The organism is Tsukamurella pulmonis, from assembly GCF_900103175.1.
In the GTDB taxonomy this organism is placed as follows: Bacteria; Actinomycetota; Actinomycetes; order Mycobacteriales; family Mycobacteriaceae; genus Tsukamurella; species Tsukamurella pulmonis.
The window spans coordinates 3,657,002-3,678,188 of sequence record NZ_FNLF01000002.1; the positions used below are offsets into that span (position 1 = coordinate 3,657,002).

The 21,187-nt window shown below is 72.0% G+C and carries 23 protein-coding genes; 8 read left to right on the forward strand and 15 right to left on the reverse strand.

Going from position 1 to position 21,187, the window contains the following annotated elements; translation table 11 throughout:
• Positions 1-99 precede the first annotated feature (99 nt).
• The 8 genes from galK to BLQ62_RS17945 form a co-directional block, all read right to left on the reverse strand.
• Positions 100-1,182 (reverse strand): galactokinase, encoded by a 1,083-nt coding sequence (gene galK, locus BLQ62_RS17910; protein WP_068568192.1) that lies wholly within the window; start codon positions 1,180-1,182, stop codon positions 100-102.
• Positions 1,179-2,276 carry a galactose-1-phosphate uridylyltransferase gene (gene galT, locus BLQ62_RS17915; RefSeq protein ID WP_068568191.1) on the reverse strand — a complete coding sequence of 366 codons (1,098 nt, stop codon included), beginning with the start codon at positions 2,274-2,276 and terminating at the stop codon, positions 1,179-1,181. The genes galK and galT overlap by 4 nt, the downstream gene beginning before the upstream one ends.
• On the reverse strand, positions 2,273-3,067 hold the full coding sequence (locus BLQ62_RS17920; RefSeq protein WP_068528889.1) for a DeoR/GlpR family DNA-binding transcription regulator: 795 nt from the start codon (positions 3,065-3,067) through the stop codon (positions 2,273-2,275). Before BLQ62_RS17920 ends, galT begins: the two co-directional genes overlap by 4 nt.
• Positions 3,068-3,073: 6 nt before the next feature.
• On the reverse strand, positions 3,074-3,361 hold the full coding sequence (locus BLQ62_RS17925) for a hypothetical protein (RefSeq protein ID WP_068530356.1): 288 nt from the start codon (positions 3,359-3,361) through the stop codon (positions 3,074-3,076).
• Between the two features lie 44 nt (positions 3,362-3,405).
• A complete protein-coding gene (locus tag BLQ62_RS17930; RefSeq protein WP_068528885.1) occupies positions 3,406-5,109 on the reverse strand; it encodes a sodium:solute symporter family protein in 1,704 nt (567 codons plus the stop codon).
• A 138-nt stretch (positions 5,110-5,247) separates the two neighbouring features.
• On the reverse strand, positions 5,248-5,979 hold the full coding sequence (locus BLQ62_RS17935; protein WP_068568188.1) for an SDR family oxidoreductase: 732 nt from the start codon (positions 5,977-5,979) through the stop codon (positions 5,248-5,250).
• Between the two features lie 76 nt (positions 5,980-6,055).
• Positions 6,056-6,910: a sigma-70 family RNA polymerase sigma factor gene (locus tag BLQ62_RS17940; RefSeq protein ID WP_068568187.1), complete on the reverse strand. Its 855-nt coding sequence runs from the start codon at positions 6,908-6,910 to the stop codon at positions 6,056-6,058.
• Positions 6,911-6,920: 10 nt separating this feature from the next.
• On the reverse strand, positions 6,921-8,324 hold the full coding sequence (locus BLQ62_RS17945; RefSeq protein WP_068528877.1) for an NAD(P)H-quinone dehydrogenase: 1,404 nt from the start codon (positions 8,322-8,324) through the stop codon (positions 6,921-6,923).
• An 87-nt stretch (positions 8,325-8,411) separates the two neighbouring features.
• Here BLQ62_RS17945 and BLQ62_RS17950 point away from each other — a divergent pair, with 87 nt between their 5' ends.
• The gene (locus BLQ62_RS17950; RefSeq protein WP_068528874.1) at positions 8,412-8,906 is read left to right on the forward strand and encodes a gamma-glutamylcyclotransferase family protein; all 495 of its coding nucleotides are present in this window, start codon (positions 8,412-8,414) and stop codon (positions 8,904-8,906) included.
• Positions 8,907-8,911: 5 nt separating this feature from the next.
• On the opposite strand, the gene BLQ62_RS17955 is transcribed toward BLQ62_RS17950, so the two are convergent.
• Positions 8,912-9,103 carry a hypothetical protein gene (locus tag BLQ62_RS17955; RefSeq protein WP_068568185.1) on the reverse strand — a complete coding sequence of 64 codons (192 nt, stop codon included), beginning with the start codon at positions 9,101-9,103 and terminating at the stop codon, positions 8,912-8,914.
• A 100-nt stretch (positions 9,104-9,203) separates the two neighbouring features.
• Between BLQ62_RS17955 and BLQ62_RS17960 the strand changes: the two genes are divergently transcribed.
• A complete protein-coding gene (locus BLQ62_RS17960) occupies positions 9,204-10,226 on the forward strand; it encodes an ArsR family transcriptional regulator (RefSeq protein ID WP_068568183.1) in 1,023 nt (340 codons plus the stop codon).
• Here BLQ62_RS17960 and BLQ62_RS17965 read toward each other — a convergent pair.
• The 5 genes from BLQ62_RS17965 to BLQ62_RS17985 form a co-directional block, all read right to left on the reverse strand.
• Positions 10,210-10,596, reverse strand: coding sequence for a hypothetical protein (locus tag BLQ62_RS17965; RefSeq protein WP_083350816.1), 387 nt, complete (start codon positions 10,594-10,596; stop codon positions 10,210-10,212). The genes BLQ62_RS17960 and BLQ62_RS17965 overlap by 17 nt on opposite strands.
• Before the next feature lie 68 nt (positions 10,597-10,664).
• The gene (locus tag BLQ62_RS17970; protein WP_231857710.1) at positions 10,665-11,156 is read right to left on the reverse strand and encodes a TetR/AcrR family transcriptional regulator; all 492 of its coding nucleotides are present in this window, start codon (positions 11,154-11,156) and stop codon (positions 10,665-10,667) included.
• Positions 11,157-11,447: 291 nt separating this feature from the next.
• Entirely contained in the window at positions 11,448-12,644 is a 1,197-nt protein-coding gene (locus BLQ62_RS17975) for an amidohydrolase (protein WP_068568179.1), read from the reverse strand.
• Positions 12,641-13,843, reverse strand: a complete 1,203-nt coding sequence (locus BLQ62_RS17980; RefSeq protein ID WP_414929932.1) for an amidohydrolase — start codon at positions 13,841-13,843, stop codon at positions 12,641-12,643. The genes BLQ62_RS17975 and BLQ62_RS17980 overlap by 4 nt, the downstream gene beginning before the upstream one ends.
• Before the next feature lie 2 nt (positions 13,844-13,845).
• Entirely contained in the window at positions 13,846-14,556 is a 711-nt protein-coding gene (locus BLQ62_RS17985; protein WP_068530350.1) for an enoyl-CoA hydratase/isomerase family protein, read from the reverse strand.
• 32 nt (positions 14,557-14,588) lie between these two features.
• On the opposite strand from BLQ62_RS17985, the gene BLQ62_RS17990 reads away from it, so the two are divergent.
• Genes BLQ62_RS17990 through BLQ62_RS18000 form a run of 3 tightly spaced genes read left to right on the forward strand, consistent with a single transcriptional unit; the run spans position 14,589 to position 17,605 of the window.
• Positions 14,589-15,425 (forward strand): purine-nucleoside phosphorylase, encoded by an 837-nt coding sequence (locus tag BLQ62_RS17990; RefSeq protein WP_068528854.1) that lies wholly within the window; start codon positions 14,589-14,591, stop codon positions 15,423-15,425.
• Positions 15,426-17,051: a phospho-sugar mutase gene (locus BLQ62_RS17995; RefSeq protein WP_068568177.1), complete on the forward strand. Its 1,626-nt coding sequence runs from the start codon at positions 15,426-15,428 to the stop codon at positions 17,049-17,051.
• A complete protein-coding gene (locus tag BLQ62_RS18000; RefSeq protein ID WP_139184240.1) occupies positions 17,048-17,605 on the forward strand; it encodes a hypothetical protein in 558 nt (185 codons plus the stop codon). Before BLQ62_RS17995 ends, BLQ62_RS18000 begins: the two co-directional genes overlap by 4 nt.
• A 4-nt stretch (positions 17,606-17,609) precedes the next feature.
• Here BLQ62_RS18000 and upp read toward each other — a convergent pair whose 3' ends face one another.
• Entirely contained in the window at positions 17,610-18,239 is a 630-nt protein-coding gene (gene upp, locus BLQ62_RS18005) for a uracil phosphoribosyltransferase (protein WP_068528847.1), read from the reverse strand.
• 63 nt (positions 18,240-18,302) lie between these two features.
• On the opposite strand from upp, the gene BLQ62_RS18010 reads away from it, so the two are divergent.
• The 3 genes from BLQ62_RS18010 to BLQ62_RS18020 all read left to right on the forward strand — a co-directional run bounded on the left by BLQ62_RS18010 (position 18,303) and on the right by BLQ62_RS18020 (position 21,162).
• Positions 18,303-18,617: a hypothetical protein gene (locus tag BLQ62_RS18010; protein ID WP_133298575.1), complete on the forward strand. Its 315-nt coding sequence runs from the start codon at positions 18,303-18,305 to the stop codon at positions 18,615-18,617.
• Positions 18,614-19,780: a C40 family peptidase gene (locus BLQ62_RS18015; RefSeq protein WP_068568173.1), complete on the forward strand. Its 1,167-nt coding sequence runs from the start codon at positions 18,614-18,616 to the stop codon at positions 19,778-19,780. The genes BLQ62_RS18010 and BLQ62_RS18015 overlap by 4 nt, the downstream gene beginning before the upstream one ends.
• 62 nt (positions 19,781-19,842) lie before the next feature.
• On the forward strand, positions 19,843-21,162 hold the full coding sequence (locus BLQ62_RS18020; protein ID WP_068528841.1) for a primosomal protein: 1,320 nt from the start codon (positions 19,843-19,845) through the stop codon (positions 21,160-21,162).
• The last annotated feature ends 25 nt before the right edge of the window (positions 21,163-21,187 follow it).

The window sequence follows — 21,187 nt, forward strand, 5'->3', positions numbered from 1 at the left end:
ACTCCTCTTCCCACCGACCTCACAGTCGGACGAATTCCGTGGAATGGAATCTACAGTCCGACTGGCGGGAGGCGAGGCGGTTCGGGCGTATCTGTGCGCTCACACATCCACAATGACGTGTGCGCCTCTCCCTGGCCGGACCGAGGTCACCGTCGGGGTGGGGTGGCCGGCACCCGCGACCCGGGCCGGCAGCTCCTCCACGATGCTGCGGGCCGCGTCGGCCGGCGCCAGGGCGATGACGGTGCCGCCGAAGCCACCACCGGTCATCCGCGCGCCGTACGCGCCGAGCGCGACGGCGGTCTCGGCGATCAGGTCGATGGCGGGCACGGTGATCGCGAAGTCGTCGCGCATCGACGCCTGCGAGTCGTTCATCAGCGCGCCGAAGGCGGCGTGATCGGCACTGCGCAGCGCATCCGCGGCGTCGAGCACACGCCGATTCTCGGTGAGCACGTGCCGGGCCCGACGCCGCGTCTCGGCGTCCGCCAGCCGCTTCCAGTCGTCGTCCGCGGCGTCACGCAGGGAATCGACCCCGAGTTCCGCGGCCGCCCGCTCGCAGGCCTCGCGGCGGCGCCGGTACTCCCCCGCCGCGTGCTGGTGCGGCGTGTACGAATCGATCGCGAGGAGCACGTCGTCGCCGAGCCGCAGGGGAACGGGATCGACTGCGAGCGTGCGGAAGTCGAGCAGCAGCGCGGTGTCCTCGGCGCCGTGCAGGCTGCTCATCTGGTCGAGCAGGCCCGTCGGCGCCCCGACGTAGTCGTTCTCGGCGCGCTGCGCGATCCGGGCGAGCTCGGTCCGGTCGAGCGCCCCCGACGATGCGGTCAACGCCAGCAGCACCGCGCATTCGAGCGCCGCGGACGACGAGAGTCCCGCCCCCACCGGCACGTCCGAGCGCAGTCGCAGTGTCCCGGCCGGCAGGTCGACGTCGTGCCCGCGCAACGCCCACACGCATCCCGCCACGTAGGAGGCCCAGCCCGTGACGTCGCCCGGCATGGTGTCCAGCGGCACGGTGACGGCGCCCTCCTCCTGCGCGGAGCTCACGATGATCGCGGAACCGGCACCGGTGGCGTCGAATTCGGCGTCGGTGCCCACCTGCAGGGCCATCGGCAGCGCGAAGCCGTCGTTGTAGTCGGTGTGCTCGCCGATCAGGTTCACCCGGCCGGGGGCGTAGGCGCGCACCGTCATTCGATCACCGCCCGCAGCCCGTCCGCGATCGCCTCGGGCGTCTTGTCGGTGACGAAGGCGTCGCGCCCGGACTCCGTGCCGGCCAGGTACTTGAGCTTGTCGGCGCTGCGCCGGATGGAGAACAGCTCCGCGTGCAGGTACCCCTCCTCGGCGTCGGGCCGGTACTGGTGCCAGGACGCGATGTACGGCAGGGGCGCGTCGTAGAGCGCGTCGAAGGCGCGCAGCAGCGCCAAGTACACCGCCGCCAGATCATCGGCCTCGGCCTCGGTGAGCTCGGAGAGGTTGCGCACGTGCCGGTTCGGGTACACGTGCACCTCGACCGGCCACTTCGCGGCGTACGGCACGAACGCGGTGGTGTGCTCCGTGCGGATGAGCAGGCGCGTCCCGTCGGCGACCTCGGCGGCGAGGATCGCCTCGAACAGGTCCCCGCCCTCGCGCTCGCGGAAATCCTCGGCCCGCGCCACGATCGACTCCGTGCGCGGCGTCCGGTAAGGGAAGGCGTAGATCTGCCCGTGCGGATGCGGCAGCGTGACACCGATCTCCTCGCCGCGGTTCTCGAAGCAGTACACCTCCTCGACCTCCGGCCGCGCGAGCAGCTCGGCCGTCCGGTGCGCCCACACGTCGAGCACCAGCCGGGCGTGCTCGTGCGGCAACCGGGCGAAGGCACCGTCGTGGTCGCTGGTGAAGCAGACGACCTCGCAACGCCCGACGCCGGCGGTCTCCGTCCGCAGGGCGTCGACGGGGCCGGGCCCGGGCGCCGCGGTCCCCGCCAGCGACGGGAAGCGGTTCTCGAACACCGCGACCCGGTAGTCCTCGACGGGCACCTCGCTGGAGAGCCCCTCGGGGTCGGGGCACAGCGGGCACATCGACTTGACCGGCTTGTAGGTCCGGTCCTGGCGGGCCGGCGCGATGATCACCCGGTCGCCGGTCTGCGGGTCCCGCCGCACGGTGGTCACCGGCTCCGCCGGCCGCGGCGCCAGGCTCCGGTGATCGACTCCGAGCACGGGCTGCGGCGCCCCGGGGAGGTCGAAGAGCAGGATCTCCCTGCCGTCCGCGAGGGCGCCTCGGGTCGGCGTGGGTGAGTGCCGGGTCATTCGGGGCCCCCGTTCGCGATCGTCAGTGCGAGCACATCGGCCAGCGCCTCGCGCGCCGCCGGCCCCAGCCCGGCATCGGTGATGAGCCCGCCCACCGCGGAGAACTCGGCGAACAGGTGGGCGCCGATCTCTCCGAACTTGGTGTGATCGGCCAGCATGTGCGTGACGCGCGCCGTCCCGATCAGGCGCCGATTGGTCTCGGCCTCACCGATGTTGGGGCTCGTGAAACCCGCCGTCGGGTCGATGCCGTGGGTGCCCAGGAACGCGCGATCGCAGCGGACGCGTTCGAGCATCGCGTTCGCGACGGGCCCGACCAGTGCGTCCGACGGGGTGCGCTGTCCCCCGGTGAGCTGCACCGCGCTCCCGTCCATCATGTCCCCGGTCGGGTCGGTCAGCACGTGGAAGATGGAGATGGAGTTGGTCACCACGGCGATCGGGCGGCCGCGCAGCAGGCGCGCGAGTTCGAGGGTGGTGGTGCCGGCACCGATCGCGACGGTCATGCCGTCCTCCACGAGCGCCGCCGCGGTGGTCGCGATCGCCCGCTTCTCCGCCGTGTCGCGCTCGGCCTTGTGGGCCGACATGGGTTCCGACCCGCGGGCGGCCGCGCTCGCGCCCGTGCGGACGGCGCCGCCGTGCACCTTGGTCAGCTCCCCGGCCTCCTCGAGCCGGTCGAGGTCACGCCGGATCGTCATCTCCGAGACGTCCAGGCTCTCAGCGAGATCGATCACGCGGACCGCGCCGCGCGCCACCGCCGCCGCGAGGATGTACCGACGGCGCTCTGCTGCCAGCACTGCGCCCTACTCCTGATCCGTCGAGGCCCGCGCCGGGCGCAGCACCGCCCACGCGACGAAGGCGATGCCGCAGAGCACCAGGGCGGCACCGACCCAGAGGTTGGCGGAACTACCGGCCGCCAGATCCGTGACGTCGGGCCGGTGCTGGAGGCCCGGGGTGCCGGCCTCCGCCAGCCCCGGGAACAGGCCGGCGATGAGCAGGCCGAGCCCGTAGAGCCCGAGGAGTGCTCCGACGACGTTGCGGATGTCGAACAGGCGCGCCAGGCGGGCGCCGCGCTCACTGGTGTCGGTCATGGTCTTCGGGTTCCTCTCCTCGTAGCCGTTGTCGTTCTCGCCGGTCATCGGAAGATCACCCCGAGCACCACCGTGGTGGCGATCACCGCGGCGCCCAGCGGGACGGGCCGCGAGTACCAGGGCGCGGCCGAATCGTCCTCACCCCGCAGCGTCGCGCGGTCGGTCAGCGCGTAGACGTACCCCACCAACTCGGAGTCGGGTTTGGGCTTCGTGACGGCCGAGACCGCCACGGAGACCACGATGTCCACGACGAAGGCCGTCGATGCGGCGACGAAGGCCATACCCTGCCCGGGGAGGTCGATGACGCCGGTGTTCTGCAGCACGAAGACCACGATCGCCGCGAGCGTGCCCGAGACGAGGCCGACCCAGCCCGCGGTCGGCGTCATCCGCTTCCAGAACATGCCGAGCAGGAAGGTCGCGAACAGCGGCGCGTTGAAGAACCCGAACAGCGTCTGCAGGTAGTCCATCAGGTTCGAGTACCCGGCGGCGATGGTCGCGGTGCCGATGGCCAAGAGGACGGCGACGACGGTCGCCACCTGACCGACCCGGATGTAGTACGCGTCCTCGCGGTCCTTGACGACGTACTGCTGCCAGAGGTCGAAGCTGAAGACGGTGTTGAACGCGGAGACGTTGGCCGCCATGCCCGCCATGAAGGAGGCGATCAAGCCGGCGACCGCCACGCCGAGCAGGCCGTTGGGCAGGATGTCGCGCATCATCAGCAGCATCGCGTCGTTGTACGTCACGCCGGCGTCGGCCCCGTTGTTCTTGAGATTGATCATGTCGCCGACCGCGGCCGCGCAGATCATCCCCGGCACCACCACGACGAACGGGATGAACATCTTCGGGATGGCGCCGATGATCGGCGTGCGCCGCGCCGCCGACATCGAATCGGAGGCCATGGCGCGCTGCACCTCGACGAAGTTCGTCGTCCAGTAGCCGAAGGAGAGCACGAACCCGAGGCCGAAGACGATGCCGACCACCGACCAGACCGGCGACTCGAACCCGCTGAGCGCCTGCCCCGGCCAGGTGTGCAGCTGATCGGCGACGGTGGCGGAGACCCCCTGATCGGTACGGGTCTCGATCACCTTCTCCTTCAGCCCGCTCCAGCCGCCGACCTTGATCAGTCCGATCACGGTCAGGGGAACGAGTGCGGCGAGGATCACGAAGAACTGGAGCACCTCGTTGTAGATGGCGGCGGACAGGCCGCCGAGCACCGTGTAGGTGAGCACCACCGCGGCGGCCACGAGCAGCGAAACCCACTGCGGCCACCCGAGGACCACGTTGATCACGGTGCCCAGGAGGAAGAGGTTGACGCCCGCGATGAGTACCTGGGCGACGGCGAAGCTCAGCGAGTTCACCAGGTGCGCACCGGTTCCGAACCGCTTGCGCATGAACTCCGGCACGCTGCGCACCTTGGAGCCGTAGTAGAAGGGCATCATCACGATGCCGAGGAAGACCATCGCCGGCACGGCGCCGATCCAGTAGTAGTGGAACGTCGCCATGCCGATCTGCGCGCCGTTGGCCGACATGCCCATGATCTCCACCGCGCCGAGATTGGCGGAGACGAACGCGATGCCCGTCACCCACGCGGGCAGGCGCCGGCCGGAGAGGAAGAAGTCGAGGCTGGAGGCCACCTGCCTGCGCGCCATGTAGCCGATGCCCAGCACGAAGACGAAGTAGATGGCGATGAGCCAGTAGTCGAGAAAGCCGACGTTGAGCCGGAGCGGAGCATCGAGCGCCAGTGTCATGAGTGGCGGCCTCCTGTGCAGTCGAGACGAAGTGCCACGAAATCTAACAGAACGACTCACAAACACTGCGAATTTCTGTGAGATTTCGTTACTTCATGATCGATATGCCCGCTCCGGCGCCCGCCGACGCGTGCTCGATCAGCCGAAGAACCTCGTCGCCGCGATCTCGGCGCCCGGGCCGGGCAGCAGGGTGCCGTCGTCCAGGCGCGCACCGAAGTACGTCGCCTCGGCATCCCGCACGACGGTCCGCTCGTCCCCGGCCTCCCCGAGCGCGCGGCGCACCAGTTCGTCGAGGGCGAAGACCTCGGGTCCCGCGACCTCGATGCGCCCACCGACGGGAGCGGCGAGCGCGGCCCGCACGACCGCGGCGGCCACGTCGTCGGAGGCGATCGGCCGGATCCCCGCGCCCGGCAGGCGCACGGCACCGTCGACCTCGGAGGCGGCGGCGATGCCCGGCACGAACTCGAAGAACTGCGTGGCGCGGACGATCGTGTACGGCACGTCGCCGCCCTCGATCAGCTCCTCCTGCGCGATCTTCCCGCGGAAGTAGCCGCTCTCGGCGAGCCGATCGGTGCCCACCACCGACAGCGCGACGTAGCGCGCGACGCCCGCCGACCGGGCGGCGGCGAGCAGATTGATGGTGGACGCGGTGAAGAACTCCAGCACCGCGGCGTCCTCGAAGGACGGCGAATTCGCCACGTCCACCACGGCTTCGGCGCCCGCGAGCGCATCGGCGAGCCCCGCACCGGTGACCGCGTTCACGCCCGTGCTCGGGGCCGCCGCGAGCGCTTCGTGCCCGGCGGCGGTGAGGCCGGCCACCACCTTCGACCCGATCAGTCCGGTGCCGCCGATCACCACGAACTTCGCCATGTCATGTCCTCTCGCTCGGGCCCGATCCGTTCGGGCCTCCACTACAAGGACCGGATAGCAGGTCCGGTTGTGACCGTCAGGCGAAATCCGCCAGCTTCTCGGCGTTCATCACCCACATCAACCGGGTGAGACCGTCGTCGGAGGCCGTCGGACACAACAGGGCCACCGGCGCACCGTCGAGGGTGAAGACGGCACCGGGCAGGCCGTTGACCTCGACGATCCGCGCGGTGGTGTCCGCCATGAAGCGCACCGAGAAGCCCGCGACGAACCGGGCGACCGCGTTGCCTCCGACCACCGGCCGGCGTCCGGCCCGGCGGGCCCCGCCACCGTCGGTCTCGCTGACCACGTCGGCCACCAGGACGGCCTCGAGCCCGGCGACGTCGCCCGCGTGCGCGGCGGCGAGGAAGGCGTCGAGCAGGGCCCGGGCCCGCGCGCGGGTGGCCGTGGTGCGCCGCTCCCCCGCCACCTGCGTGCGGGCCCGGCTCACCAGCTTGCGCACGGCGGGCTCGCGCATCTGCAGGATCTCCGCGATCCGGGCGTACGGGTGGTCGAAGGCCTCACGCAGCACGTACGCGGCGCGCGCCTCCGGGGCCAGTCGCTGCAGCACGTGCACGACGGCCAGTTCCAGCGCCTCCGTCCGCTCGGCGCCCAGCGCCGGGTCGGCGGCGGTGTCGACGGGCGTAGGAAACCACTCTCCCACGTACTGCTCACGGCGCGCCCGCGCCGATTGCGCCGCGTTCAGCGCGAGCCGCGTCACCGTGACCACGAGGAAGGCCTCGGGGTCGCGGACCGCGTCGCGCTCGGCCGCGCGCCAGCGCAGCCACCCGTCCTGGACCACGTCCTCGGCGTCCGGCGCCGAGGCGAGGATCCGGTAGGCCACCCCGAACAGCCGGGGCCGCAGCGCTTCGAAGACCGCGTCGTGATCGGTCACCGGCGGATCGCTAGGCCAGGTCGTCCTGGCGCATGAGCTGTCGTGCGGCCTCCGTCACCGAGCCGGCCAGCGACGGGTAGACGGAGAAGGTCTGCGCCACGTCGTCCACGGTCAGCCCGTTCTGCACCGCGACGGTGAGCGGCAGGATCAGCTCGGAGGCGTTGGGCGCCACCACGACCCCGCCGATCACCAGGCCCGTATTGGGACGGCAGAAGACCTTGACGAAGCCGCGCTTGAGCCCCGACATCTTCGCGCGCGGGTTGGTCGCGAGCGGCAGCATGACGGTGCGCGCCTGGTACGTGCCGTCGTCGATCGCGGCCTGCGAGACGCCGACCGTCGCGATCTCCGGGCGGGTGAAGATCGCCGACGAGACCGTCTTGAGCTTGACGGGCGAGACCCCCTCGCCCAGCGCGTGGTACATCGCGACGCGGCCCTGCATCGCGGCGACGGACGCGAGCGGCAGCACGCCGGTGCAGTCGCCGGCGGCGTAGATGCCGGGCACCTTGGTGCGGGAGACCCGGTCGACGGGGATGTAGCCGCCCTTGTCCAATTCGATCCCCACCTCCTCGAGGCCGATCCCCGCGGTGTTCGGGATGGAGCCGACCGTCATCAGGCAGTGCGAGCCCTCCACGGTGCGGCCGTCGGTGAGCCGCACGACGATGCCGTCCTCGGTGCGCTCGACCTTGTCGGCGTAGGCGCGCTTGACCAGCGAGACACCGCGGTCGACCAGGGCGTCCTCCAGGACCAGGGCGGCGTCCTCGTCCTCGTGCGGCAGCACGCGGTCACGGGAGCTGACCAGGGTGACCTTGATCCCCAGCTCGGTGTACGCGTGCACGAACTCGGCGCCCGTGACGCCGGATCCGACGACCACGAGGTGCGTGGGCAGCTCCTCCAGGTCGTAGAGCTGGCGCCAGGTGACGATCCGCTCGCCGTCCGGCTTGGCGGACTCCAACACGCGCGGCGACGCGCCGGTGGCGACGAGCACCACGTCGGCCTCGAGCATCTGCTCGCCACCGGTCGGGGTGACCACGTTCACCACGTGCTGCGCCATGCCGGGATTGCTCGGGGCGATGGCCGCGCTGCCGCGGATGATCCGCACGCCCTCGCCCACGAGCCGGGCGCGGATGTCCGCCGACTGCGCCGCGGCGAGGTCCTTGACGCGGGTGTTGATCCGCTCGACGTCGATCTCGACGCGCTCGAAGTGCAGCTCGATGCCCAGGTCGACGGCGCGCCGGGTCTCGGTGCGGATGCCGGTCGAGGCGATGAAGGTCTTCGACGGGACGCAGTCGTACAGGACGCACGCGCCGCCGATCCCGTCGGACTCGATCACCGTGACGTCGCCGCCGTGCGCCACCGCCACCAGTGCTGCTTCGTACCCCGCCGGACCGCCGCCGATGATCACGATGTTCGTCATGGTTGCCACGCTAGCGCCCGGGCCCGCGCCGCGTGCGGGCACCGTCGGGCAGAGCCACGCGGTGGGCGGGCGCGGTAAAGTCCACCTGTGCCGATCTACGCCGCCTACGGCTCCAACATGCACCCCGACCAGATGGCCGAGCGCGCCCCGCACTCGCCCATGGCAGGTACGGGGTGGCTGCGGGGCTGGCGCCTGACCTTCTCCGGCGAGGACATCGGCTGGGAGGGCGCGCTCGCGACGGTCACCGAGGACCCGTCCGATCCCGATGCCAAGGTGTTCGTCGTGCTCTACGACGTGACGCCCGACGACGAGCTGTCGCTCGACCGCTGGGAAGGCTCCGAGCTGGGCATCCACGTCAAGCTCAAGGCGCGGGTCGACCTCATCGACGGCGGCTCGACGCTGGCCTGGCTCTACGTCGTCGACGCCTTCGAGGGCGGCCTGCCCTCGGCCCGCTACCTCGGTGTGATGGCCGACGCGGCGTACATCGCCGGCGCCCCGGAGGACTACGTCCTCGACATCCGCACCCGCGAATCCCGCAACGTCGGGCCCGGCCCCGGCGCCTCCGCCGACGGCCCGGAGTAGACCCCTCAGGCCGCGTCGGACCCGCAGGTCGCCGGTGCCGGCTCGATGGCCGTCGCAAGCCGTCGCAGCGCGCCGGCCAGCCGGGGCCGCACGCCACTTCGCCGCAGGTCGACGGTGCGCCCCACCCGGTTCCGCGCCGCCCGCTCGGCCTCCGAGCGCTCGTGCGCGTCCGCGAGACGGGCGTAGACTGCTGCCATCGGAGGATCCGCCGTCAGGTTCCAGTGCTCTCTGTATTCGCTCATACGGCAAGCACACACGAACCTCGTCGCGGGTTCCAATGAATTAGGTGGCGCCTACATGTTGACCTACCTGCTGGACGTCGGCGACCTGGCCGACGCCCGATTCGTGGTGTCCCCGCTCAACGAAACAGCGCTCAGCATTTTCCACCTCAATCACATTCACCGCACGTCGCATCACTTGACCGCCTGGCGCGCGGCCGCCGACGAGCTCCGCGCCACGTACGACCGGGACCTCATCGACGCCCTGGTGTCGCCCTCCGGGCGCCGGATCCCCGACTTCCTCACCCCGATCACGGCGCCGGGCTCGGGCCGCCCGTCGTTCGACGACCACGTCGCCGCCGTCGCGGCCACCGATCCGGCGACTGCACACACCGAACTGGCCGGCCTCATCGAGGACGGACCGCCGTCCCCCGCCCTGGCGACGTTGCTCTCGCTCGACGACCCGGCACCGGTCATCGCCGAGGCCCTCGCCGACTACCACCGCGCGGCGATCGCACCGGTCTGGCCGACGCTCTCGCGGATCCTCGAGTCGGACGTCACCCACCGGGGCGGCGTCCTGGCGACGGGCGGACCCACAAAGCTCTTCGAATCACTCAGTCCCCGTGTGGAATGGACTCGCACGGGCGAACTCAGCGTGGACCTCGCGTGCACCGCCGGTTCCGGCCGCTTCTCGTCGGGCGGTCGCGGGCTGACCCTGATGCCCAGTGTCTTCATCGGCATGATCACCGTGGCGCACGATCCCCGCCGCACCGCGCCGCACATCGGCTATCCGGCCCGCGGATCGGCGACTCTCGCGGAAACCGTTCGCCCCGTGGCGGACGACGCACTGCGCAGACTCATCGGGGCGGCGAAGGCCGACCTGCTCGCAGCACTTGCCGACCCTGCCGCGGTCGTGGACCTGGCTGCCGCACTGGGGATCTCACCGTCCGCCGTGTCGCAGAGCCTGAAGGTGCTGGGCGCCAACGGCATCGTGGAGAGCTCCCGCTACGGCCACCGGGTCCTCTACCGCCGCACCGCCCTCGGCGACGCCCTCATCGATCGCACCCGACCTCCCCCTCCGGCGGTCACGCCGCCGCGATGAGCAGGACGACGAGGAACACCGCGGCTGGCAGGATCACCATCAGAGCGAGGACTCCGAGGAGTACGTACATCCATGGCCAGCTCGAATGGGTCTGCGGCGCGAACCCCAGAACACCGCTCACAGAGGGAAACGCGGGCGGCGAGAAATACACCGTGACCACCTGACCTGGGGCCACGGAGACCGACATCGACGCCCACTTCGACGGGGCAGGCATGTTCTCCGACACGGCGAGCATCCGTACCCCGGGCGAGACGGGGATCAGCGTGTCGTCGTCGTTCACCGGACACATCCGTCCGTCGACGACGACAGTGGGCGGGACCCAACTGCGGGTCAGGGGCGAACCGTGCCGAATCAGACGGATGGCTGTCATGCCACCAGCATCGAAGCCGGCGCTGAACCCGCAGTTGTCGCGCGCTTGGCGCGCCGACTGACGGCGATCTAGTCGACTCCGAAGCGACTGAGGATGGCATCGAGATCGACTCTCGCGGCAGGAGAACGCCGCAACACCGCGTCGAGCACGAAACCGTCCAACGACACTGCGAGCGCGGTCGCGTCAGTCGGGTTCAGCCCGCGATCAACAAGATCCTCGATGAGTCGGTCGCGTGCGCGCACGATTTCCGCTGCCAGCTCTTCGTCGTGAAAGGAGGCGACGATCAGCTCGTACCGCGCGCGGGTCCACCCCGATTCGATTCCCACCCACCTGACGACCTGGTCGTGTACCGTCGCGCCGTCCGACGGTCGGTCGACGTCGAGCAGGTGCCTCACCATCGCCAGCACGAGTCCGCGTTGGTTCGAGAAATGATGGCGCGCAGTCCCGTGCGGAACACCGGCCTCGTCCTCCACCGCGCGCATCGACCAGTTCTTGAGCCCGACCCGTCCGAGCAGGTCCAGACCTGCTCGCAGCATCGGCTCCCGCGATGACTTCTCCACGTGGAGAGCTTACCTGGTAAGCTGCTCTCCATGTGGAGAGTGGATGGTCGGCGCAAACCATGGTGATCTTCTTCGACGTCCTGTTCGGCGTCTGCGTGGTCGCGACTTTCTGGTTCGCCGGCTACGTCGTCTATCGAGTTCTCAACGACGACACGCCCCGCAGGTAGACACCTCGTCGACGGCCTGCTCATTCCGACTATCGGACCCGGTCACAGAAACCACGGATGTGACATCCGGCTCGCCGTGGCACTGCGGGTGGCCGTCAGCGCGGATACAACTCGGGCACGGCGGTCAGCGTTCGGAGGCGAACACCACGTTCGTGAAGACCTTCACGCCCATCTCCAGCGCGCGCTCGTCGAGCACGAAGTCGGGCTGGTGCAGGTCGTACTGGCGGCCCTCGCCGGACCACACGCCCAGCCGCGCCATGGCGCCGGGCGCCTCCTCGAGGTACCAGGAGAAGTCCTCGCCGCCGCCGGACTGCGGGGTGTCGACGGCACCGTCGGGCGAGACGGCGCGGGCGGCGTCCGCGAGCCGGGTGGCGGCCAGGTGCTCGTTGATCACCGGCGGCACGCCGCGGGTGTAGTTCACCTCGTGCTTGACCCGCAGGGGCGCGAGCAGCTCGGCGATGATCTCGCGCACGAGCGGCTCGAGCGACTCCCAGATGTGGTGCTCACCGGTGCGGACCGTCCCGTGCAGCGCGCCGATCTGCGGGATCGCGTTGGGCGCGGAGCCTGCGTTGGCGGCGCCCCACACCATGATGGTGCCCGAGCGCGGGTCCACGCGCCGCGAGAGCACGCCCGGCAGTCCGGTGATGACGGCGCCCATGGCGTAGATCAGGTCGCTGGTCAGGTGCGGGCGCGAGGTGTGTCCGCCCGGCGAGTGCAGGATCACCTCGACGTGATCGGCGGCGGAGGTGATGGCGCCCGAGCGGACGCCGATCCTGCCCACCTCGACGCGGGGATCGCAGTGCAGGGCGTAGATGCGGGAGACGCCCTGCATGACCTCGTCGCGCACGGCCGACAGTGCGCCGCCGGGCATGACCTCCTCGGCGGGCTGGAAGACCAGCCGCACGCCGACGGGCAGGCGCCCGGCGCGGTCGAGCTCGGCGAGCACCAGTCCGGTGCCCAGCAGGATCGAAGTGTGGGCGTCGTGGCCGCAGGCGTGCGAGGCGCCCGCGACGGTGGAGGCGTAGTCCAGGCCGGTGGCCTCGTGAATGGGCAGGGCGTCCATGTCGGCGCGCAGCGCGACCCGCTCGCCCGTGGCGGGCCCGAGATCGCACACCAGGCCGGTGGTGGAGAGCCTGCGCGGGTGCAGGCCCGCGGCGGTCAGGGCCTCGAAGACGGCGCCCGTGGTGCGCTGCTCACGCCAGGACAGCTCGGGGTACGCGTGCAGGTCGCGGCGGAACTCGCGGAGCCAGTCGCCCTTGCGCCGCAACCACTGATCGACGTACGCGGCCCTCGAGAGATCCTCGCCCGCAGTCCCGCTCACTGTCCGCCTCCATCACTTCCACGGCGCTCGGCCGCCGTGAGCAGCCGGGCGCGCTCGCCCTCGTCCTCCGCGACCGCAGCGAAGGCTGCGGCCAGGGCCAGCGCACCGTCGCGCACGGCCCGATCGGCGGATTCGGTGGCGGCGGCGGCCGTGAACTCCGGCTGATGGGTCACGGCCCCGTCGGTCTCGAGGCCGATCAGCGGATGGATCGACGGTACAGCGTGGCTCACATTGCCCATGTCGGTACTCCCCAGCGGCACCAGGCCCTCGAACTCGGGCGCCACGGGCGAGCGGCCGATCGCGATCGCCGCGGCGCGGTACGCGGCGGCGAGCGCGTCGTCGCTGCGCAGCTCGGTGTAGGCGGGCGCGAGTTCCTTCACCTCATGGGTGCAGCCGGCGCCCAGCGCGCCCGCGGCGAAGCAGTCGCCGGCCCGGGCGGCGAGGCGCTCCAGCGACTGCGCGTCGTCGGCGCGCAGGTAGTAGAGCAGCTCCGCCGCCGAGGGCACAACGTTCGGCGCGGTCCCGCCCTCGCTGACGATGCCGTGCAGCTGCTGGCCGGGCTCGAGGTGCTGGCGCAGTAGTCCCAGCGCGACCTGGGCGACGGTGGCGGCGTCCCCCGCGTTGCGGCCCGCCCACGGGGCGGCGGAGGCGTGCGCCTCGCGGCCGGAGAACCGGATCGCGAGGTCGGCGAGCGCGAGGGTGCGGGTGCGCACCACGTCGAACGGGGCCGGATGCACCATGCCCGCGCAGCCGACACCGTCGAACACGCCCCGCTGCAGCATGAGCACCTTGCCGCCGCCCGACTCCTCCGCGGGGGTGCCGTAGACCTCGACGGTGATGCCCAGCTCGTCGGCGACCGAGGCCAGCGCGATGCCGGCGCCGACGGCCGCAGCGGCGATGATGTTGTGCCCGCAGGCGTGCCCGATGCCGGGCAGCGCGTCGTACTCGGCGAAGACCGCGACCCGCAGCGGACCGGATCCGGCACGGGCGACGAACGCCGTCTCGAGATCCGCGATCCCGCGCTCGACGGCGAAGCCGTGCCCGGCCAGCGCGTCGGCGAGCAGTCCGCAGGCGTAGTGCTCCTCGAACGCCAGCTCCGGCCGGCCGTGCACCGCACGGCTGACCGCGACCAGGTCGTCCCGGACGAGGTCGACGGTGCCGGTGAGCGCCTCCAGGACGGAGGTGACGCGACCGGTCACCGTCAGCCGAACTTGACTTCGGTCGTCGGGACGGCGAGGTCCGCGATGAGCGGCGCGTGCAGGTCGTTCTTGATCTTGTTCAGGGTCGGGCCGTCGGCCGCGGTGTTGGTCGCGGCGCGGGCGGTCGCGGTGGCCAGCAGCTCCTCGTCGGAGACGGCGGCCTGCACGATGCCCGCGGCCACGGCGTCGCCGCCGCCGTAGCGACGTCCGGTGGTCATCGCCTCGAGCGCGGTCTGGTACGGCAGGCGCGAGCGCAGCAGGGTGGCCATGCCCTGGGTGAACCCCATCTTGAGGCTGACCTCGGGGAGGCAGAAGAAGCCGCGATCGTCGCGCATCACGGCGAAGTCGCAGGAGAGTGCCAGCATCGCCCCGGCGCCGAAGGCGTGGCCGTTGACGGCCGCGACGGTCGTCATGGGGAAGGTCAGCAGGCGGCTGAAGACGGTGTGCACGCGGTCCAGGTACGCGGGCAGCTCGCCGACGTTGGCGAGGATGTACATCACGTCGAGGCCGTTGGAGAAGAACTTGCCCGTCGCGGTCACCACCAGGGCCGCGGCCGAGCCCGCGGCCTGCTGCTCGATCTCGTCGAGCCGGGCGTGCACCGCCTCCACCCAATCGGGTGAGAACCGGTTCTCCGGGTTGGTCTCCGAGAGCTCGACCCCCTCGTCTCCGAGGTACAGCGTGAAGATGTCGTCGGTGCGCGTGACGTAGGGCATGGGCATCACGATAGCCGCTAGCATCGGGAGCCATGGCGCAAGATCCGGCAGCACGTGACTTCGGCATCGATGATCCCTCCGCGGCGGCCCGGGAGGCTGCCGCGACCTTGCTCGCGGCGACCGGGGGTGAGCCCTTCGACGTGGCCGTCGTCCTCGGCTCCGGCTGGGCGCCCGCGGCCGACGCACTCATCGCCCGCGGCACCGCCGTCGGCTCCATCCCCATGGCGGACCTGCCGCACTTCGCCCCGCCCAGCGCGGCCGGCCACAAGGGCACGGCCTCCGCCGTCGTCGTCGGCGACAAGCGTGTGCTGGTGCTGCTCGGCCGCACGCACGCCTACGAGGGGCACGACCTCTCGCGCGTGGTGCACCCCGTGCGCACCGCCTGCGCCGCCGGCGCGAGCACGGTGATCCTGACCAACGCGGCCGGAGGCCTGCGCGAGGGCATGTTCGTCGGCGAGCCCGTGCTCATCGCCGACCACCTGAACCTGACGGCCCGCTCCCCGATGGTCGGCGCGCAGTTCGTCAACCTCGTCGACGCCTACTCGCCCGCGCTGCGCGCGCTGGCGCGCACGGTCGATCCGTCGCTCGGCGAGGGCGTCTACGCCGGCCTCCCCGGCCCGCACTACGAGACGCCTGCGGAGATCCGCATGCTGCGCACCCTCGGTGCCGACCTCGTGGGCATGTCCACGGTGCACGAGACCATCGCGGCCCGCGCGGAGGACGCCGCGGTGCTGGGCATCTCGCTGGTCACCAACCTCGCCGCGGGCATCACCGGCGAGCCCCTCAACCACGAGGAGGTGCTCGAGGCGGGGCGCGAGGCGGCCACCCGGATGGGTGGCCTGCTCGCCGACGTGATCGAGGCGATGTAGGTGAGCGGCGAACTCGCGGCCCAGGTCCTGGCCTGGATCGACGGCGACCCCGACCCCGCCACGCGCGCCGAGCTCGACGCCCTCAGCGGCGACGAGCTCGCCGAGCGCTTCGCGGCCCCGCTGTCCTTCGGCACCGCCGGCCTGCGGGGTCCGGTGCGCGGCGGACCGTCGGGCATGAACGTGGCGGTGGTGACCCGCACGACCTGGGCACTCGGCGAGTGGCTGAAGGCCACGTGCCTGGGCGGCGGCACCGTCGTCGTCGGGCGCGACGCCCGCCGCGGCTCCGAGGCGTTCTTCGCCGCCGCCACCGAGGTGCTCGCGGCGCAGGGATTCGCCGTGGTGGCGCTCCCGGAACCGGGCCCCACCCCGTGGGTCTCGTTCGCGACCAGGGCGCTCGGCGCGGTGGCGGGCGTGCAGATCACGGCCTCGCACAACCCGCCCGCCGACAACGGCTACAAGGTCTACCTCGACGGCGGGGCCCAGCTGGTCTCGCCCGCCGACGCCGAGATCGAGCGGCTCATCGTCGCCGCTCCCCCGGCGAAGGAGATCGACCGGGCGCCGGTGCCCGCGGACCCGCGGGCGACCGAGGTGGTCGCCGCCTACCTGGACCGGGTCGCATCGCTGCGGCCCGCACCCGCGACGGGCCTGCGGATCGCCCTGACGCCCATGCACGGCGTGGGCGGCGCGGTCGCGCTCGAGGCGTTGCGGCGCAGCGGTTTCGACGATGTGCACGTCGTGGATCAGCAGTTCGCCCCGGACGGGGAGTTCCCGACGGTGACCTTCCCCAACCCCGAGGAGCCCGGCGCCTCGGACCTGTTGCTCGCACTCGCCGAGCGGGTGGACGCGGATCTCGCGGTCGCGCTCGACCCCGACGCCGACCGCTGCGCCCTCGGCGCCCGCTTCCCCGACGGCTGGCGCATGCTCACCGGCGACGAGGCCGGCTCCCTGCTCGGCGCGCACCTGCTCGACGAGCCGCTGGCGGGCGCGCCGTCGGACCCACTGGTGGCGACGACGATCGTCAGCTCCGAGCTGCTCGGCGCGATCGCGCAGGGTCGCGGGGCCCGCTACGCGCGCACCCTGACCGGCTTCAAGAACCTCGTCCGGGCGGGCGAGGGACTCGTCTTCGCCTACGAGGAGGCGCTCGGGCTCTGCGTCGATCCGTCGACGGTGCGCGACAAGGACGGGATCTCCGCCGCGGTGGTCGCCGCCGGCTACGCCGCGGCGCTCAAGGCCGGTGGCAGCGGCCTTCCCGACGCCCTGGACGCCCTGTACCGCCGGCACGGCGTGTACCTGTCGAGCCAGTACGCGCTGCGCGTGGACGACGTCGCCCGGATCGGGGCGATCATGGCCGCCCTGCGCGCCGATCCTCCCGTTGAGGTTGCAAACACCGCCGTGGGCTGTGAGGATCTCCTGACGGCCCGCCCAGCGACGGACGCGCTGGTGTTCCGCGGCGACGGCGTCCGGGTCACGGTGCGCCCCTCCGGAACCGAGCCGAAGGCGAAGTTCTACCTGGAGGTGATCGAGCGCGTGACCACGGACGACGACACGACGGACGCGCAGGCGCGCGCCCGGCAGCGGCTCACCGCGGTGACCGAGACCGTGCGTAAGTGGGCGGCCTTCGGGTGAGCCGGCCAGTGGGCCCGTCCGACCCCGGGCGCCGTCGAGTGATCGCCGGGTCGGTCCTGGTGGGGGTGCTCATCGTGATCGCCGCCGCGGTGGCGGCGACGGCGTACGTGAGCGGCGACCGCCGCACGGAGCCGGCCCCCGTCGCCGCGCCGCCGTCCGGTTCGCCGGCACCGTCCTCGGAGTCGACGACGCCGTCGGCCCCACCGCCGCCCCCGGAGCCGCCCGCCGCCCCCGCACCGTCGATCCCCGGCACGGACGCGCTCGGCTTCGTCGGCACCCAGGCCCGCTGCGCCGATGGCGACCGGGCCCGGATGATGGTGCTGACGAACACCTCCCAGGCCGTCGTGTGCGACCGCGCGGGCGCGCTGTACTACGCGGGCCACCGCACGGACACCGGCTCCGGCACCCGGATCGAGGGTGTGCTGCCCGCCGGTCCCGGCTGGGTGGCCCGGGCCCCCGACGCCACGATCAACATCACGCCGTCGGGCCTGGTGATCAGCACCGCCGCGGGCGAGTTCACCGAGCCCGCGACGGGCTTCTGGGCCGCGCCGTAGCGACTCAGGTCCAGCGCGGACCGAACTGGCGATCGCCGGCGTCGCCGAGGCCGGGAACGATGTAGGCGTTCTCGTCCAGGCCACGGTCGACGGTGGCCGTGACCAGGCGGACGGGGTGCCCGCAGTCGGCGAGCGCCTGCACGCCCTCCGGCGCCGCCACCACGCACACCGCGGTCACGTCGGTCGCGCCGCGTTGCGCGAGCAGGCTCAGCGTCTCCACCATCGAGCCGCCCGTGGCGAGCATCGGGTCCAGCACGAAGACCGGGCGCCCCGCGAGATCGGCGGGCAGCGACTGGAAGTACGGCTCGGGGACGTGCGTCTCCTCGTTGCGCCCCATACCGACGAACCCGACCTGCGACTCCGGCAGCATCGCGTGCGCCTGATCGACCATGCCGAGCCCGGCGCGCAGCACCGGCACGAGCAGCGGCGGCGCTGCGAGCGCGGCACCGCCGGTCTCCTCGAGCGGCGTGGTCACCGTGACGGGCGCGACGACCGCCTCCCGCATGGCCTCGTAAACCAGCATCTGGGTGAGCTCCTTGAGCGCGGCGCGGAACGAGGCGTTGTCGGTGGCCTCGGCGCGGAGCGCGGTGAGCCGGACGGCGGCCAGGGGGTGGTCGACCACGGTGATCTGCATGCGGTCAGCGTATCGGGAACCGCGCGGGGCCCTGAGACGTCCAATCAATGAGGGGGTATTGCGATGGAACCGTTTCTGATGACGACCGGTGCGGTGTCGGCGGCCGGAGGCGAGCTGGGTTCGCTGGCCACGGCGGTGACGGCGGCCGCGGGGGCGGGCGCCGTCTCGGCCGCGGCGCTCGCACCGGTGTTCGGGGTGGTCGGCGGCGACTACCTGACGGAGCTGCTGGGGGCCGTCACCGCGACCGATGCCGAGCTGGCACGGTTGGCCGCGTTCTACACGTCGGCGTCGGTGGGAGCCGCACGGACGGTCGCGTCCGCGGTCGCCGCCGACGCGGGCGGCGCCGGGGCGCTGCTCGGTCTGCTGGGCACGCCGTGAGCGGCATCGTCGCGGCGCTGGCGGCGCCGCTGCGCGCGCTGATCGACGCGTTCGGTTCCGGTGATCTCACGACCGCCGGCGTCGACGCAGCGATCCGCACCATCGAGACCGAGCTGGCGCGGGTCAGCGCGCAGACGGACTCGACCACCGTCTCCGTCGGTCGGGAGTGGACGGGCGTCGACGCCACGACGGCGACGGCCACCCTCGGCGACGGCGGCACCGCCGCGAGCGCCCTGTCGCAGCACACCGGGGCGATCAGGCAGTCGGTGACGACGGCCGCACAGATCGTCAGCCGTGGCCGCGAGCGGCTGCAGGCGATCCTCGACTCGTTCGTGAGCAAGGCGGAGGCGGCGAACCCGTCCCTGATCAATCCGACCGGGCTCATCGCCGTGCTCACCCTCGCGGCCGATCACCTGCAGCAGGCGCTGGACGTGCTGCGCACCGTGCGCGAGGAGCTCGACGGCGAGACCGGCACCGTCTCCGGGCTCGCGGAGAGCACCCCGACCGCGCCGGCCACCGTCGACGGCGGGGCGGCGACCACCCCGGCCTCGACCACCGCGTCCGCGACCCCGACCGCGTCCTCGCCGACCGGGACCGGTTCGGGCTCGAGCGGCGGCGGCAGCGGCGGCAGCGGCTCCCCGATCGGCGGCCTCGCCTCGGCGTTGACCTCCGCCGGCAAGGGCGGCGGCGCGGGCAGGAGCGGGGGCGCGAAGACGGCGTCCGCCGCGGGCCGGTCCGGCAGCGCGACGGTGAGCGCCGACGGCAAGGGCGGCTACAACGTGCGCCTGCCCGACGGCACCGTGGTGAAGGCGCCGAACGCCAAGGCGGCCGCCGCGGTCCAGGCCGCCCTCACGCAGCTCGGCGTGCCGTACTCGTGGGGCGGGACGACGCCGGGGGTCGGCCTGGACTGCAGCGGCTTCACGCAGTGGGCCTACCGGCAGGCGGGGATCGAACTGCCCCGGCTCGCCAACGAGCAGGGAGTCGGCGCGTCGGTCGGCGCGGGGGAACTGCAGCCGGGCGATCTGGCCGTCTGGGAGGGCCACGTGGCGATGGTGATCGGCGACGGCCGGATGGTGGAGGCCGGTGATCCGGTGCAGATCTCGGCCATCCGCACGGACAACATCGGGCAGCAGTTCTACGGCTTCTTCCGCCCGACCGGCTGAGCCCGGCGCGGCGGCGTCCTCCAGCCGACGCGGAGGTGGCCCGGTGCACTACGCTGGGCGCCATGGCGTCTGACATCGTCCCGATCGAACTGGGCCTCACCGACGGCCCGGTGTACACCCTCTGGGCACCCCGCTGGCGTGACGGGGAGGACGAATGGGAGGCCTTCCTGGGCCTCGACGAGGATCTGTACGGCTTCTCGTCGGTCGCGGAACTGGTGGCCTTCGCCCGCAGCGGCAAGCCGAACGACCTGGACGACCACCCGGCGTGGGAGGCCCTGACCACCCTGCCGGCGGAGGCCTTCGTCCCGCGGGACGACCGCAGCTTCGACCTGATCTCGGTGCCCGAGCTGGCCGCCGAGGAGCCCACGCCCGAGGTGATCGCCGAGCTCGAGGACACCCTCGAGATCGTCGGCCTGATCGGCGAGGTGTGCGAGCTGATCGACGTCACCAAGTTCTTCAACGGCAACCCGGTGCTCGGCACCGTGCGCATCGGCACCCGCAACTTCGAGGGCCGCGAGGGCGCCGAGATGTGGCACAAGGTGGGGCAGATCGTCGGCCGCAAGTGGGACGACGTCATCGACGCGATCGAGGGCGTCGTCAGCGCGCCCAAGGTCTCGGCCACCCTGACGGAGGCTGCCGAGGAGGAGCTCGCGGCCGCGGAGGAGCAGGCCGCCTCGCTCGCCACCGACGCCGACGACCTCGACGACGACCTCGAGGACGTGCCCGGCCTGGACACCGACGACCTCGACGAGGACGACGACGAGTACCTCGGCGACGACGCGGCGGCCGACGAGATCGAGGCCGTGGAGGAGGACGCCGAGTTCGAGGAGGACGACTCCTTCTGGGGCCAGGTCGGAATCGACCCGATCAAGATCATCACCTCGACCGGTGAGTACTACACGCTGCGCTGCTACCTCGACGACAACCCGATCTTCCTGGGCCGCAAGGGCAGCATCTACGTCTTCGACTCCGAAGGCGCCCTGGCGCGCTACCTCGCGGACGACGAGGACACCGACCTGTCGGCGGTCTCGACCTACGACGAGGTGCGTGTCGCCGCGACCGACGGCTCGCTGGAGATCGACGTCTACGACGACAACGTCTACGTGCTGCCCGGCATCGGCGAGGACATCGCCGACGGTCCGCGGCGCATCGACCGCGACCAGCTCGACCTCGCGGTGGAGCTGCTGCTCGACGCGGCGGATTTCGCCGACGACGCCTCGGTGCGGGACGCGCTGCGCCCCACCACCCCGCTGGGTTTCTTCGTCTCCTACGCGCTCGATCCCCAGCCGCGGCGGCTGGCACCGTCGGGCCCGTTCGACAACGAGGCCGAGGCGTGGCGGGCCCTCGAGCACGACTTCGAGGACCGGCTCACCTCCAAGTGACCGGACCCCGCGGCGGCGGCGCCGC